Here is a 14,979-nt window from a genome sequence, read left to right as displayed (position 1 = left end):
GATCTACCAACACCACCTCCGCGCCAGTGCTAGCTTTTCGTACCGTCACTTATTGCACTGAAAACGAGGAGACCCCACACCAGACAAAGCTGCTGCTCCAGCGAAACGTGTGATTTGTCGTCCATGACCAACTCCAGTGATCGGGCGGGATTGCCCGAGACCGGAACCGGCACGCCGCAGCGCAGCGGTCACAGGTTCGAAGACGGCCGAGAGGCCGCCAGCGCCCACAGGGCGTGCAGACCTTGACGGCGAGAACGGTGTGCAAGGATGAAGGGATCAGCAAGCCAGCCCCACCACACCTGCAGGCGTGAGGATGGCAAGCGCAGCGCGCAGGCCGGGACGGCCGGAGCGTCAGGGATCGAAGCCGCATGGCCGCGACCCGGTACGGGGCGCGGGGCGAAGCCCGCAGAGCCCGACGGCGGTACGCCGGGACGCGTCAGCGAACTTCCGAGGACTCAACGAGAATCATGTTGTCGTGAACGTCGAGGCACACAGCCCTCAAAAAGCCCGGGACACCCCTGACCTCATCGAAGTTTTCTGTCCGCGTGCAAAACACCATGAAAATTCTCTTCTCCCCTTTCTCCCCCTTTGTTCGCAAGTGCCTGATCACAGGCCTGTCGCTGGGCTTGAATGAACGCATCACGCTGCTGCCCTGCAGTGCTCACCCGATCAACCGAGACCAGGACATCATCGTGTCCAATCCGCTGGGAAAGGTGCCCACCTTTTTCACCGACGAAGGACAGGTCCTGTACGACAGCCGGGTGATCTGCGAATACCTCAACGATCTGGCACACGGATCACTGATCCCTGCAACAGGCCTGGCACGCTGGGAGACGCTCACCTTGCAGTCATTGGCCGACGGTATGCTGGACGCAGCCGTGCTGGCGCGCTACGAAGACGCCGCACGTCCAGAGGCGTTTCGCTGGGCCGAGTGGAAGGCGGCGCAACTGGACAAGGTGGAAACGTCGCTAGCGGCGCTCAATGATGACCCGCAAAAGCTGGCCGACCGTGTGGACATTGGGACGATCGCTGTGGGCTGTGCATTGTGGTACCTGGATCTTCGCTTCGCTGACTTGGGCTGGCGTGAGCGACACCCCTATGTGGCTTCCTGGTATGCGGGATACAGCCAGCGCCCGGAGATGGCGGCCACCTGGTCGCTGGACTGAGTGATCTCTCCCACATGCAAAGCGGGCGCCTGCAAGGCGCCCGCTTTTTATTCATATTCAGGGTACTTACAGCGCACCCGCTAGTTCCGGCACAGCGGTGAACAAGTCGGCCTCCAAGCCGTAGTCGGCCACCGAGAAGATCGGTGCCTCGGGGTCCTTGTTGATCGCCACGATCACCTTGCTGTCCTTCATGCCGGCCAGGTGCTGGATGGCACCCGAGATGCCACAGGCCACATACAGCTGCGGCGCCACGATCTTGCCGGTCTGGCCGACCTGCCAGTCGTTGGGCGCATAGCCCGCGTCCACCGCAGCACGGCTCGCGCCGAGTGCCGCACCGAGCTTGTCGGCCAGCGGCGTCATGACCTCGTTGAACTTCTCGGCGCTGCCCAGGGCACGGCCGCCGCTGACGATGATCTTGGCGGCGGTGAGTTCGGGGCGGTCGCTCTTGGCGATTTCGCTGCCCAGGAAGGTGCTCTTGCCGCTGTCGGCCAGAGCGGCGGTGGTTTCCACCGCGGCGCTGCCACCGGATGCTGCTGCCGGGTCGAAACCGGTGGTGCGCACGGTGATGACGTGGGTGGCGTCCATGCTCTGAACCGTGGCCACGGCATTGCCAGCGTAGATGGGGCGTTCAAACGTGTCGGCGGCGATCACCTTGGTGATGTCGCTGATCTGGCCGACGTCGAGCTTGGCGGCCACTCGCGGGGCGATGTTCTTGCCACTGGCCGTGGCCGGGAACAGGAGGTGGCTGTAGTTCGATGCGATGGCCAGCACCTGGGCGGCCATGTTCTCGGACAGGCCGTGCGCCAGGTACTCGGCGTCGGCGTGGATGACTTTGGCGACGCCGGCGATCTGGGCCGCGGCTGCGGCGGCCGGGCCGGCGTTGTGGCCGGCGATGAGCACGTGCACCTCACCCCCGCACTGGGCGGCGGCGGTGACGGTGTTGAGCGTGGCGCCTTTGATGCTGGCGTTGTCGTGTTCGGCAATGACGAGTGCGGTCATGACTTGAATTCCTTAAACAGTGTTCGATGAGCGAGGTGTCTTGATTCCAGGCGCCCGTGGAACCGGCTTTGCCGGGCCACCAGGCGCGCCCCCTGGGGGGTGACGCCGCAGGCGACGCGGGGGGGTCAAATCACCTTCGCTTCGTTTTTCAGCTTGTCGACGAGTGCGGCGACATCGGCCACCTTGATGCCCGCACCGCGTTTGGGCGGCTCGCAGACCTTCAGGGTCTTCAGGCGCGGGCTCACGTCCACACCGAGGTCTTCGGGCTTGACGATGTCCATCTGCTTTTTCTTGGCCTTCATGATGTTGGGCAACGTCACATAACGCGGCTCGTTCAGGCGCAGGTCGGTGGTGACGATGGCCGGCAGCGTGAGGCTCAGGACTTCCAGGCCACCGTCGACTTCACGGGTCACATTGACTTTCCCGTCCACCACTTCGACCTTGGACGCAAAAGTGCCCTGCGGCAGGTCGGCCAGCGCGGCGAGCATCTGGCCGGTCTGGTTGCAGTCGTCGTCGATCGCCTGCTTGCCCAGGATCACCAGGCCGGGCTGTTCCTTGTCCATCAGGGCCTTGAGCAGCTTGGCCACGGCCAGCGGCTGCAGTTCTTCAGCCGTTTCCACCAGGATGGCGCGGTCGGCGCCGATGGCCATGGCGGTGCGCAGGGTTTCCTGGCACTGCGTGACGCCGCAGGAGACGGCGATGACTTCGGTGACGACACCCTTTTCTTTCAGGCGCACGGCTTCTTCGACCGCGATCTCGTCAAACGGGTTCATGCTCATCTTGACGTTGGCCAGGTCCATGCCGGACTGGTCGGCCTTGACGCGCACCTTGACGTTGTAGTCCACCACGCGTTTGACGGGGACGATGACCTTCATGGTGTTGATTCCCTTCAGATGCGTTCGATGATCAATGCAATGCCCTGCCCCACCCCGATGCACATGGTGCACAGCGCGTAGCGACCGCCGGTGGCGTGCAGGCGGTTGACCGCCGTGGTGGCCAGGCGCGCGCCGCTGGCGCCCAGCGGGTGACCCAGCGCGATGGCGCCGCCCCAGGCGTTCACGCGCTCATCGTCGTCTTTCAACCCCAAGGTGCGCAGCACCGCCAGGCCTTGCGCGGCGAAGGCTTCGTTGAGTTCGATCACGTCCAGCTGTTCGAGCGTCAGACCGGTGAGCGCCAGCACCTTCTGCGTCGCGGGCGCCGGGCCGATGCCCATGATGCGCGGTGCCACCCCCGCCGTGGCCATGCCCACGATGCGGGCCCTGGGGGTCAATCCGTTCTTCGCGGCGGTGGCTTCGTCGGCCAGCAGCAGCGCGCAGGCGCCGTCGTTCACGCCGCTGGCGTTGCCCGCCGTCACGGTGCCGTCGGGCCGCACCACACCTTTCAGTTTGGCCAGCGTTTCCAGGCTGGTTTCGCGCGGGTGTTCGTCGGTGTCCACGATCAGGGCGTCGCCCTTCTTCTGCGGGATGCTCACAGCACAGATCTCGCGCGCCAGGTGCCCGGCCTTGATCGCGGCCACGGCCTTCATCTGGCTGGCTAGGGCCATGCGGTCCTGGGCTTCGCGCTCGATCTTGAAATCGGTCGCCACGTTCTCGGCCGTCTCGGGCATGGAGTCCACACCGTACTGGGCTTTCATGAGCTTGTTGACGAAGCGCCAGCCGATGGTGGTGTCGTAGACGGCGTTGTTGCGACTGAAGGCGCTCTCGGCTTTGGGCATCACGAAGGGCGCGCGGCTCATGCTTTCCACCCCGCCCGCGATCATCAGGCCGGCTTCACCGGCCTTGATGGCGCGTGCAGCTGTGCCGATGGCGTCCAGCCCCGAACCACACAGGCGGTTGACGGTACCGCCGGGTACTTCCAGCGGCAGACCTGCGAGCAGGCTGCTCATACGGGCGACGTTGCGGTTGTCTTCGCCGGCCTGGTTGGCACAGCCGTAGATCACATCCACAACAGACGCCCAGTCCACGTTCGGGTTGCGGACCATCAGTGCTCGCAAGGGGATGGCGCCCAGGTCGTCGGCTCGCACAGAAGACAGTGCACCACCGTAGCGACCGAAAGGGGTGCGGATGGCGTCGCAGATGAAGGCTTGGGAAGTGGTCATGACAGAAATCAAGTGAAGAGAAAAGACAAGAAAAAAAAGTGCGCGGTTCAGCCGAGCAGACGGTCCAGCATGGCCGGCGTGGCGCGCGCCGCGCCAAAACCGTTCGCTGCGATGAGCCGATCCAGTTCCTGATCCAGACGGGCGCGGGGCTCGGTCCGGGCCCAGTGCACGGGGCCGCCCACCCAGGATGGGAAGCCGTAGCCGTTGACCAGCACCACATCGATGTCGCCCGCGCGGTGCGCCACCCCTTCGCTGAACAGCAGCGCGGCTTCGTTCACCATGGCCAGCAGGGCTCGGCGCTGGATGGTCTCGGCCGACAGTGGCGAGCGCTCAATGCCGCGCGCTGCAGAGGCCTGCGCGATGACGCCACGCACCACCTCGTCGGTGGCGGGGCTGGCCTTGCCGTCGGTGTAGGTGTAGTAGCCCGCCTGGGTCTTGCGCCCCATGCGGCCCATCTCGCACAAACGGTCGAGGATGTGCACATAGCGTTCCCGCGGGTCGCGGGTGGCGGCGCCGGCCTGCCGCATGCGCCAGGCGATGTCCAGACCCGAGAGATCGGCCACGGCGAACGGTCCCATGGCGAAACCGAAGTCGGTCAGGGCCCGGTCGACGTCCTCGGGCCAGGCCCCGTCTTCCAGCATGAACTCGCACTGCTTGCGGTAGGCGTTGTAGATGCGGTTGCCGATGAAACCGAAGGCGTTGCCACAGAGAATGGGAATCTTCTTCAGCTGTTTGCCCAGGGCCATGGCCGTGGCCATCGCATCCGCGGCACTGTCCTTGCCTTGAACCACTTCCAGCAGCTTCATGACATTGGCCGGACTGAAGAAGTGCAGACCCAGAACATCCTGCGGTCGGGACGTCACCGACGCGATCGCATCGATGTCCAGGTAAGAGGTGTTGGTGGCCAGGACAGCGCCCACCCGGGCGTGCTGGTCGATCAGGCGAAACACCGATTGTTTGACCGCCAGGTCCTCGAACACGGCCTCGATCACCACGTCTGCTGCCTGCAACGAAGGCCAGTCCAGCGTCGCCGTCAACCGGCCCAGCAGGCGCTCGGCCTTGGCCGCATCGACCTTGCCGGCTTTCACCCGCGACGAAAAATGTTCGGCGATGCGGGACGAGCCGCGCTCCAGCGCCTCGGCCGACTGCTCCAGCAGGCTCACCTGCAGGCCGGCTTCCAGCGCGGCAATGGCGATACCCGTTCCCATGGTGCCGGCGCCGATCACAGCGACATGGTCGAAAGCCCGTGGTGTGGCTGAAAGGTTGGTCGGCAGCTTGGCCGACTCCCGCTGCACCCGGAACTGGTAGCGCAAGGCGGCCGCTTCGCTGCTTTGCATCAGCGACAGGAACAGCTCGCGCTCGCGTTGCATGCCCTCGTCAAACGGCAGCGCGCTGGCCCTGACAGCGTCCATCAGGGCCAGGTAGGCCGGCTGTGCGCGCTGGCGTTTGTTGAACCGCGCAGACGCTTTTTCAGCCGCCTGATCGACGGTGGCGGCATCGACGGTCTGGTCGCGTGCGCGCGGCAACGGCAGGGCTTGCTGTGCGAGTTCTAGGGCCAGGGTCGAGGCTGCGGCCCACAGGTCTTGCCGCACCACCAGGTCCAGCAGTCCCGAATCCGACAGCTGTTCTGCGGTCTGGGCCTGCCCCGAGCTCATCATCGCGAGCGCACGATCAGCGCCCATCAACCGCGGCAGTTTCTGGGTAGCGCCCGAGCCGGGAATCAGGCCCAGCTGGATTTCAGGTGTGCCCAAGCGGGCTGAGGCCAGTGCCACCCGGGCATGGCATCCCAATGCCAGCTCCAGGCCGCCACCCAGCGCCACGCCGGACAGGGCCGCAACCACCGGTTTCTGACAGGCTTCGATGACCGTGATGACGCTGCGCAGCATGGGCGCTTCAAACTGCATCAGTGTGCCGAACTCGGCCACGTCGGCGCCGGCCGAAAAGCCTTTGTCCGTGCCGATGAGCACAATCGCCGCCACATGCGGATCGGCTTCGGCGGCCCGGATCGATTCGACGATGTGCTTGCGCAGCGCTATGCCCAGGCTGTTGACGGGAGGTGCGTTGAGTTCAACACGTGCCACGCGTTGAGCCGTGAATGATGGTTGGGTCATGGGGTGGGTCAGTGGTTCAGATGATCTGGCGGTTCTTCAGTGCGTCCAGCTCTTCGTCGGACAAGGCGGCCAGCGACTGGAGGACTTCGTGCGTGTGTTGGCCCAGCAGCGGCGGTGCCCTGCGGTAGCTCACCGGTGTGGCCGAGAGCTTCAGGGCGCTGCCGGGAACACTGACCTGGTCGGCCGTGGGATGGGGCAGTTCTTGGCGCATGCCACGGGCCAGCACTTGCGGATCCTTGAACACATCGGCCATGTCGTTGATGGGACCGCAAGGCACGCCCACCGCCTCCAGCAGCCGGATCCATTCGTCGCGCTCGCGCTGGAGCATCAGCGCCTCCAGCAAGGGCACCAGTTGCTCCCGGTGCCGCACGCGGGCGGGGTTGCTGGCAAAGCGCGGGTCCTCGGCCAGTTCGGGCTGACCGGCGACCTGTGTCAATTTGCGGAACTGCCCGTCGTTGCCACAGGCCACGATGACCCAGCCATCCGCCACCTTGAACACCTGGTAAGGCACGATGTTGGGGTGCGCATTGCCCCAGCGCACCGGCGGCGATCCCGTGGCCAGGTAGTTCGTCGCCATGTTCGCCATCATGGCCACCTGCGAGTCCAGCAGGCAGATGTCCAGGTGCTGGCCTTCTCCGGAGCGCTCCTTGTGGTTCAGCGCGGCCAGGATCGCAATGGTGGCGTGCGCGCCGGTGAACAGGTCAGCAATCGCGACCCCGGCCTTCTGGGGCGAAGCGCCGGGCAGGCCTTCACGCTCACCGGTGACGCTCATGAAACCACCCATGCCCTGCACGATGAAGTCGTAGCCGGCGCGCGGAGCGTACGGCCCGGTCTGGCCGAAACCCGTGATCGAACAATAGATGAGGCCCGGATGTTCACCGCGCAGGCTCTCGTGGTCGAGCCCGTAGCGCTGCATGTCGCCCACCTTGAAGTTCTCGACCAGCACATCGCATTCGGCCAACAGGCGCCGGATCAGGCCTTGGCCTTCCGCTGTGGAGATGTCGAGCGTGACCGATCGCTTGTTGCGGTTGACCGCCAGGTAGTAAGCGGCTTCGGTCGTGTCTTGCCCCGAAGCATCGCGCGCATACGGCGGGCCCCATTGCCGCGTGTCGTCGCCCTGGCCGGGGCGTTCGATCTTGATCACATCCGCGCCCAGATCGGCCAGCGTCTGCGTGCACCAGGGGCCGGCCAAGATCCGCGTCAGGTCCAAGACCCGCACATGACTGAGAGCGCCCATGTGTTCAGTCCAGTTGAACGTTGGCTGTCTGAACGACCTTCGACCATTTGGCGGCCTCGGTCTGGATGAAGGCTGCAAATTGCGCCGGACTGTCTGGTGCGGCTTCCGCACCCTGCTCCTTGAGTGTTTGCTTGACATCGGGCTGCGCCAGGATCAGCCTGATTTCTTCATTGAGCCGGCTGACCAGGCTGGCCGGCGTCGACGCCGGAGCCCACATCCCAAACCACGAGCTGGCGTCGTATCCCGCAACGCCGGACTCTGCAATCGTGGGCACATCCGGCAGCGCTGCGGAACGCTTGGCCGTGGTCACCGCAACCGCACGCAGTGCACCAGACTTGATGTGAGGCATGGCCGATGGCAGGTTGTCGAACATGCAAGTGGTTTGGTTGCCCAGCAAATCCGTGATCGCCGGTGCACTGCCGCGATAAGGCACGTGCGCCATGGAAACCTGGGCCATCTGCTCGAACATGGCTCCGCACAAATGAATCGAGGTTCCGTTGCCGGCTGACGCGTAGGTCAGCTTGCCGGGTGCGGCCTTGGCGGCCGCTATCAGGTCCTTGACCGTCTTGATCGGCTGGGACGGGTTCACGACCAACACGTTCGGGACCATGGCGACCAGACCGATCGGTGCGAAATCCTTGAAAGGATCGTAGGCCAGCTTCTTGTAGAGGTACTGGTTGATGGAATGCGTTCCGATCGTTCCCATCAGCAGCGTGTGACCATCACCGACTGCCTTGGCCACCATCGCGGAACCGATGGCGCCGCCCGCACCGGGCTTGTTGTCCACCACCACGGTCCCACCCAAACGGGTGGCCAGATGACGTCCCACCAGACGACCAAGAATGTCGGTGGTACCGCCTGCGGGGAAAGGCACCAGGATCGTGATCGGTTTGCTCGGATAGCCGGACTGTGCCCACGCAGGCAGCACGATGGTCAGTGCGCTCATGGACAAGAGTTGGCGACGGTTCATGAATGGGGATGGGTTTTTTGACATGGCGCTGTTCCGAGGGTTGGGACGTGGATGATGGGTGGAGGCTGTTCAGTCTTGGCGCATGAGGTGTTTGCCGATGATCAGTTGCTGGATCTGCGTCGTGCCCTCGTACAGGCGCAACAGGCGCACATCGCGGTAAAAGCGCTCGACCTTGTATTCGTTGATGTAGCCCGCGCCACCATGAACCTGCACGCCACGGTCCGCCACTCGCCCGACCATCTCTGTCGTGAAGAGCTTGGTGCACGAGGCCTGCATGCTCACCTCGGGATCGGTCACGCCAAAGGGTTTGGCGTCGTAGCGCTGCGCCACCGCCTTGACCATGGACCAGCCCGCCAGCAGTTCGGCCTGGCTGTCGGCCAGCATGGCCTGCACCAGTTGAAAGTCGCCGATGCGCTGTCCGAACTGCTTGCGTTCCTGGGCATAGGCAATCGACTCCTGCAGGATGCGTTGCGCCATGCCACAGGCCAGTGCGGAAACGTGGAGGCGTCCGCGGTCCAGTACCTTCATGGCCGTCTTGAAGCCTTTTCCCGGCACACCGCCGATGATGTCGGCCGCCGGCACGCGCACGTTGTCCAGGTTCACGTCGCAGGTCTTCGTGCCGCGCTGGCCCATCTTCTTGTCCGGCTTGCCCAGGGTGATGCCTGGCAGATCCGACGGGACGATGAAGGCGGAGATACCGCCAGCGCCCTGGCCATCGGTACGCGCCATCAGCGTGAAAGCGCCGGCGCGCGGTGCGTTGGTGATGAAGCGCTTGCTGCCGCTGAGCAAGTAGTCGTCGCCGTCCCGGACACCACGTGTCTGCAGGGCTGCGGCATCCGACCCGGCATTCGGCTCGGTGAGGGCAAAGGAGATGATCAGCTCGCCACTGGCGATGCGGGGCAGGTATTCGGCTTTCTGTTCGGCGGTGCCGTCCATCAGGATGCCCTGGGACCCAATGCCGATGTTGGTCCCCACCACCGAGCGGAAAGCCAGAGCGGTCTGACCCAGCTCGTAAGCCACTTCGCATTCCTGTGCCATTGACAGACCGATGCCGCCAAATTCCTCGGGAATCGACAGGCCAAACAGCCCCAGTTCCTTCATGTCATCGACGATGTCCGAGGGGACGTCGTCCAGTTCTTCCACGCTGTTTTCGGCGGGGACCAGACGCTCGCGGATGAAGCGTTGCACGCTGTCCTTGAGCAGAGAAAAGGTTTCTGAGTCGAGAGCCATGTCGTTCGAAGTTCCAGGGTTGTGCCCTTGAGACGGGGCTTTGTAGGGGTCAGGGGGATTGTGTGGTTCGCGGAATGGTTTGACAATCAGGCCAATGTTTAACACTACGTCAAATACCGTTTGACAGTCGATCCATGGACCTGACCGGACTGGTGCTGCTGGTGGACATCCTTGATGCCGGCAACTTGAGCAGCGCTGCGCGCAAACTGAAAGTCAGTCGCGCCAACGTCAGCTACCACCTGCAGCAGCTGGAGAAGTCGGTGGGCGTGCAACTGGTGCGTCGGACGACCCGGCGCATCGAGCCCACCGAAATCGGCCAGACGCTCTACCGGCACGGCTGCGCCATTCGAGACGAACTCGCCGCAGCCAGCGAGGCCATCACCATGCTGGGGCGTGGTCTCCATGGGGCCGTCCGGGTCAGCGTGCCCACCGGCTTTGGACAGCTGGTCATGACCGACTGGCTGCTGGAATTCAAGCGGCAGTACCCCGAGATCAGCCTGGAGCTGCTGTTCGAGAACCGCGTGGACGACCTGCTGCGCGACGAGGTTGATGTGGCCATCCGGGTCATGTCAGAGCCACCGGAGGCCTTGGTGGCCAGAGAGTTGGCGCAGGTGCGCTACGTGGCCTGTGCCTCGACCGAGTTCGCCCGGACGACAGGGCTGCCGGAAGATCTAGAAGCGCTGCGGCGCCTGCCGCTGATCACGTCGTCGGTGGTGGGGCGTGAGCTGCGGCTGGCGGCCTACAGGAACGATGTTCGCCAAGAAGTCACACTGAACCCAACGCTGGCGTCGGAGAACTTTCAGTTCCTGCGAGAAGCCATTCTGTCGGGACTGGGTATCGGTCTGGTGCCCAGCTATGTCGTTCAGGAAGACGTGAGAACGGGACGCGTGGTCACCGCGCTGGATCCATGGCGCCTCAGTATTTTTGGCACCCGGCTATTCCTGTTGCGGATGCCGGGGCGGTATCAAACACTGGCGGTGCGCACCTTCATCGACTTCATCATCAACAAGGCTGCCCGCTGGTCGTGATGCTGGGCCCAAGCGCCTCAAGTGCTGGCGCAAGACCGCCTGAACTCGGCAGGGGTCACGTTGAGAACACGTCTAAAAACGCGGGTCATGTGGCTCTGATCTGAAAACCCGCAGTTGGCGGCCACCACCTTGAGCGGAACGTCCGGACGCGCCAGTTGTCGCTGGGCGTGCTTGACCCGTTGATCCAGTACATAGGCGTGTGGAGCACACTGAAACTCGGCTCGAAACTTACGCATGAAAGCGAAGACGCTCAACTGGGCCAGTCCTGCCAGATCCTGCAGTGAAATATTCTGATCAAGGTGTTCTTCTATGTACTGCACCACCAGCCGACACTGCGCCGGAGACAGTCGGCCATAAGAGCGGTATTCCCGAAAAACGACCTTGGCGTATTGGCGCAACATGTGAATGCACAGTTGAGCCTTCAAGGCGTCCACATAGAGTTGGCCGCCCAGCATGCCGCAGTTGAGTTCGTTCTCAAACAAGGTGATCAAGGCAGGCAAAACAGGATCTTCGGCCCGGATCATGTCCTGCATCTCCACATCCCTGATGTCTTTGTCGAAGACTTCGCCAGCGACACGCGCAACGGCGCTTTGGGAAAGGTATAGATGGGACACATCGATCGCCTTGTCCCATCGCCACCGAGACTGTTCTGCGCGGGTCAAGATGGAAACAACACCCGGCTCGACCCTTGCCGACTGCCAAGGACCACCGCTTCGTCGGCTCATTTCTGCCACACCACCCCGATAGACGACGATCATGAAATCGCGCATCGTGGGTATTTCGACATCGAGACTGTCGTAGCGATAGCCCTTCAGAACGGTTTCTTCCCACCCCAGAGGCGTGCTATCCAGAGTGAGTCGGCCGGGGATCCAACGCGGCACTTCGTCGGGCGTGATCAAGGCGTTCATGAAACAAGCTCCGAAAACTAACCAATCAATTTACAGCTTCCCAGCGATGGCGTTTATAGGGTTTGCCCAGACGGGTGCGTTCAGCGCCGAGCGATGCGTTGGCAGGGAAGAAACACGTACCTGCTGCTCGCGATGCGAGTAACGGGAAAGGTGCTTTGCCACGCATGCGCCAATGGTGTTCTGACAACCTTTGGCCATCGGTCCTACCGGACCGATGGCCAGTTGTCGGCCACCGAATCAGAATACCTTGAGCATCCTGACGTTCAGACGACTGGATTCCTTGAATCCGTTGTCGACCTTCAAATCGCGACCGACAGACACCAACACTTGTAGGGAGGGACTGACAAAAGTCGATGCTGTCAGGGCCATTTTCGTGGTGGCCATCTCGTTGTTCAAGGACACGCCGTTTACCGTCTGAACGCCGCCAAAGGTGTGTGACAGGCCCACTGCAAACAAGGTACCCGGGCTTTGATGCCAGTTCAGCGAACCCTGCAGTTGGTAGAGCGGTTTTTGTTGAAGCGTGTCCGCACCCGAGGCCCCAAAATCCTTATTCTTCCCTAACAGGGTTGCGTCGATAGCCCCTTCTGCATCAATCTGCTTGCTCAGTTGATACGTACCACCGAACTGGAAAATAGCTTTCCATCGGTTCTCACCAATGTTGAGTGTCTGACCCTTGTCGTAATCACCGGTTGGCAGGACCAGGTAGGGAGCAAACGAGAAAGAGTTCCGCGACGCCGTGCCCGCCTTGGCAAACCAGATCGGGCTGGCCAAGATCAAGTCACCGGTACTCGACGCATTGCCAAGCCCTGCGACCACGCCACCTGTGCGCAAACGCGCCCAAGGCAGCAACACCTGAGGTGCAACGATCAGGCCCGAGACATCAACTGGACGAACATACCGAAGAATGGCCACGTCCGAGCCAAGTTTTGCGTTAGGGGTTTGTTGCCCGTTGGTGTAGAGAGCGTTCCTGTTGGCGTGCTGCGCGTAGAGAAGAAACAGGTTGGTGCCTGGTGGCGGGGCGGTCCAATCCCCTGGATCGGTGTCGATGGCATGGACCGAGCTCACCACGGATGCAGTAAGAACCATCGCAAACACAGAACGCAGCCCGGCCAAGCTGCGGAAGCACTGAATATTCATCTTGTCTCCTGGAAAATATTTTTGAATCACATACTCAAGGACACGTTGGACCAAGAGCGTTCGGCACAGTCATGGGCAAAAATATGAACTCATCGGGTGTCGATGTTTCTCCTTTTTCGTTCACGTACTCAACGAACCAAGCGGCTGGGTTCAGCAGCCGCGGTCATCGAGAACGTCAGTTGAGTTGGGATATGAATTTGGTGGTCAGGTAGCCATCGAACGTTTCGCTACCGCCTTCGCTGCCGTAGCCGCTCTCCTTGAGGCCCCCAAACGGTGTCTCGGCCAGCGCCAATCCGATGTGGTTGATCGACACCATGCCGGCCTCCAGCCCACGAGAGATGGCATGCGCGTTTTTGGCTGACCTTGTGAAGGCATAGGAAGCCAAGCCAAAGGGCAGTCGGTTGGCGCGCTGCAACGCATCCTCCAAGTTCCCGAAGCGCACAATTCCAGCCATCGGACCGAACGGCTCTTCATTCAAGAAGCGGGCGTCTTCAGGCAAGTCCGTGATGACGGTGGGCGCATAAAAATTTCCCTCGCCTGGCAATGCATGACCACCTGTCCGGATGTTGGCACCACGCTGACGCGCATCGTCAACAAATCTATCCATGGCTGCGATGCGGCGACGCTGGGCCAACGGCCCCATTCGGGTCCCGGCCTCAAGCCCGTCGCCCACCTTGATGGCCTGGGTCTTGGCAACGAATCGGTCCACAAAGTGGTCGTAGGCCCCTTCCTGCACAAAGAAGCGCGTTGGAGATACACAAACCTGACCGGCGTTCCGAAACTTGTAGCCCACCAGCTGGTCGACAGCAGTGTCGATATCTGCGTCATCGCACACGATGACCGGCGCGTGCCCACCCAGTTCCATCGTGCAGCGCTTCATCAGCGAGCCAGCCAAAGCGGCCAGTTGCTGACCAACAGGGGTAGAGCCCGTGAACGAAATCTTGCGCACGATGGGAGACCGGATCAAGTGATCCGAGATCATTCCCGAGTCACCCCAGACCACGTTCAGCACTCCGGGCGGCAAACCTGCATCGTGAAACAGATGGGCGATGGCCACCACAGCGCTCGGGGTGTCGCTGGAACCCTTGACGATCACCGAGCAGCCGGCGCCTATCGCTGCAGCCACCTTGCGGATGGCCTGGTTAAAGGGGAAGTTCCAGGGCGAAAATGCCACGCACACGCCAATCGGCTCGCGCAAGACCGTTTGCTGCACCTGGTTGGAACGTGCCGGAATGACCCGACCGTAGATGCGACGGCACTCTTCGGCATGCCAGTCGGCGTGTTCTGAGCAGACGGTCACCTCCCCCACCGCCTCGGCCAAAGGCTTGCCTTGATCCAGCGTGATATTTCGCCCGATCGTCTGGGCTCGCTCGCGGGCCAGTTCGCCCACCTTGCGCAATATCTGGCTGCGCAGCATGGGTGAACTGTTTCGCCAGGATTCAAACGCCCGCTGGGCACTCGACAAGGCGCGGTCCAGATCGGTTTTCGTCGCGTGAGGCAGTTTCCCGATCGGCAGGTTGGTGGCGGGGTTCAGCACATCCGTTTCGCGGCGACCTTCGCCTTGAACAAACTCGCCATCGATGTATTGGGTAATTTCTGGGTACATGGTTCAGGAGTCGTGGGTCGGGTCAGGGAACAAGGATCGTGCGGCCAACCACGCGGCCATGCAGAAGGTCTTCCATCGCTGCGTTGGCTTCACTCAGTGGCCGGCTCACAATGGGAATGGCGCGCACGTTTTTGCCCTTGAAGAGTTGGACCAACTCCTTCAACTCCGAGAGCGTGCCCACATAGCTGCCCTGCAAAGTCAGCGGGCGCATGGCAATCACAGGCAAAGACAGACTGATCTCACCGCCCATCAAGCCGCACATCACGATGTGCCCATCGCGTGCAGAAGCATTGATGGCCAAGGTGGCCGTCGACGCCGCCCCGACCAGATCCAATACCGACCGGGCACCGCCGCCGGTGGCTTTGACGATCTGCTTGACCGCATCTTCGGCCTTGCCATCGATGGCCATCAAGGGGTCTCCTCGTTTTCAGTGCAATAAGTGACGGTACGCAAAGCTAGCACTGGCGCGGGGGTGGTCTGGGTAGACCG

The 14,979-nt window shown here is 62.5% G+C and carries 13 protein-coding genes; 2 read left to right on the top strand and 11 right to left on the bottom strand.

The genetic code is table 11. The annotated features are described in order from the left end of the window. The first annotated feature begins 557 nt into the window (after nt 1–557). Nucleotides 558–1,166: a glutathione S-transferase gene (locus tag AC1Q64_RS25065; RefSeq protein WP_373715357.1), complete on the top strand. Its 609-nt coding sequence runs from the start codon at nt 558–560 to the stop codon at nt 1,164–1,166. A gap of 66 nt (nt 1,167–1,232) precedes the next feature. On the opposite strand, the gene AC1Q64_RS25060 is transcribed toward AC1Q64_RS25065, so the two are convergent. The 7 genes from AC1Q64_RS25060 to AC1Q64_RS25030 all read right to left on the bottom strand — a co-directional run bounded on the left by AC1Q64_RS25060 (nt 1,233) and on the right by AC1Q64_RS25030 (nt 9,811). Continuing rightward, the gene (locus AC1Q64_RS25060; protein ID WP_301159125.1) at nt 1,233–2,165 is read right to left on the bottom strand and encodes an electron transfer flavoprotein subunit alpha/FixB family protein; all 933 of its coding nucleotides are present in this window, start codon (nt 2,163–2,165) and stop codon (nt 1,233–1,235) included. A gap of 125 nt (nt 2,166–2,290) precedes the next feature. Continuing rightward, nucleotides 2,291–3,040 carry an electron transfer flavoprotein subunit beta/FixA family protein gene (locus AC1Q64_RS25055; protein WP_301159124.1) on the bottom strand — a complete coding sequence of 250 codons (750 nt, stop codon included), beginning with the start codon at nt 3,038–3,040 and terminating at the stop codon, nt 2,291–2,293. A 14-nt stretch (nt 3,041–3,054) separates the two neighbouring features. Continuing rightward, nucleotides 3,055–4,263, bottom strand: a complete 1,209-nt coding sequence (gene pcaF / locus AC1Q64_RS25050; protein WP_301159123.1) for a 3-oxoadipyl-CoA thiolase — start codon at nt 4,261–4,263, stop codon at nt 3,055–3,057. Nucleotides 4,264–4,310: 47 nt separating this feature from the next. Then, nucleotides 4,311–6,374, bottom strand: a complete 2,064-nt coding sequence (locus AC1Q64_RS25045; RefSeq protein ID WP_373715356.1) for a 3-hydroxyacyl-CoA dehydrogenase NAD-binding domain-containing protein — start codon at nt 6,372–6,374, stop codon at nt 4,311–4,313. 16 nt (nt 6,375–6,390) lie between these two features. Further along, nucleotides 6,391–7,611, bottom strand: coding sequence for a CaiB/BaiF CoA transferase family protein (locus tag AC1Q64_RS25040; protein WP_373715355.1), 1,221 nt, complete (start codon nt 7,609–7,611; stop codon nt 6,391–6,393). Between the two features lie 4 nt (nt 7,612–7,615). Continuing rightward, complete coding sequence (locus AC1Q64_RS25035) at nt 7,616–8,557, bottom strand: Bug family tripartite tricarboxylate transporter substrate binding protein (RefSeq protein WP_373715354.1); 942 nt, start codon at nt 8,555–8,557, stop codon at nt 7,616–7,618. A 93-nt stretch (nt 8,558–8,650) separates the two neighbouring features. Further along, nucleotides 8,651–9,811, bottom strand: coding sequence for an acyl-CoA dehydrogenase family protein (locus tag AC1Q64_RS25030; RefSeq protein ID WP_373715353.1), 1,161 nt, complete (start codon nt 9,809–9,811; stop codon nt 8,651–8,653). Between the two features lie 134 nt (nt 9,812–9,945). Here AC1Q64_RS25030 and AC1Q64_RS25025 point away from each other — a divergent pair, with 134 nt between their 5' ends. After that, nucleotides 9,946–10,839 (top strand): LysR family transcriptional regulator, encoded by an 894-nt coding sequence (locus tag AC1Q64_RS25025; protein WP_373715352.1) that lies wholly within the window; start codon nt 9,946–9,948, stop codon nt 10,837–10,839. Nucleotides 10,840–10,856: 17 nt separating this feature from the next. On the opposite strand, the gene AC1Q64_RS25020 is transcribed toward AC1Q64_RS25025, so the two are convergent. The 4 genes from AC1Q64_RS25020 to AC1Q64_RS25005 form a co-directional block, all read right to left on the bottom strand. After that, a complete protein-coding gene (locus AC1Q64_RS25020) occupies nt 10,857–11,747 on the bottom strand; it encodes a helix-turn-helix domain-containing protein (RefSeq protein WP_436180416.1) in 891 nt (296 codons plus the stop codon). 237 nt (nt 11,748–11,984) lie between these two features. Next, nucleotides 11,985–12,884 (bottom strand): transporter, encoded by a 900-nt coding sequence (locus AC1Q64_RS25015; RefSeq protein ID WP_492253117.1) that lies wholly within the window; start codon nt 12,882–12,884, stop codon nt 11,985–11,987. Between the two features lie 175 nt (nt 12,885–13,059). Continuing rightward, the gene (locus AC1Q64_RS25010) at nt 13,060–14,490 is read right to left on the bottom strand and encodes an NAD-dependent succinate-semialdehyde dehydrogenase (protein WP_488929385.1); all 1,431 of its coding nucleotides are present in this window, start codon (nt 14,488–14,490) and stop codon (nt 13,060–13,062) included. 22 nt (nt 14,491–14,512) lie between these two features. Beyond that, nucleotides 14,513–14,899: a zinc-binding dehydrogenase gene (locus tag AC1Q64_RS25005; protein ID WP_492253116.1), complete on the bottom strand. Its 387-nt coding sequence runs from the start codon at nt 14,897–14,899 to the stop codon at nt 14,513–14,515. Nucleotides 14,900–14,979: the final 80 nt, after the last annotated feature.

This window comes from Acidovorax sp. GW835-FHT14G06, assembly GCF_058793595.1.
Note: the sequence above shows the minus strand (reverse complement) of the source record. Positions and strands in the feature narration are given on the sequence as shown.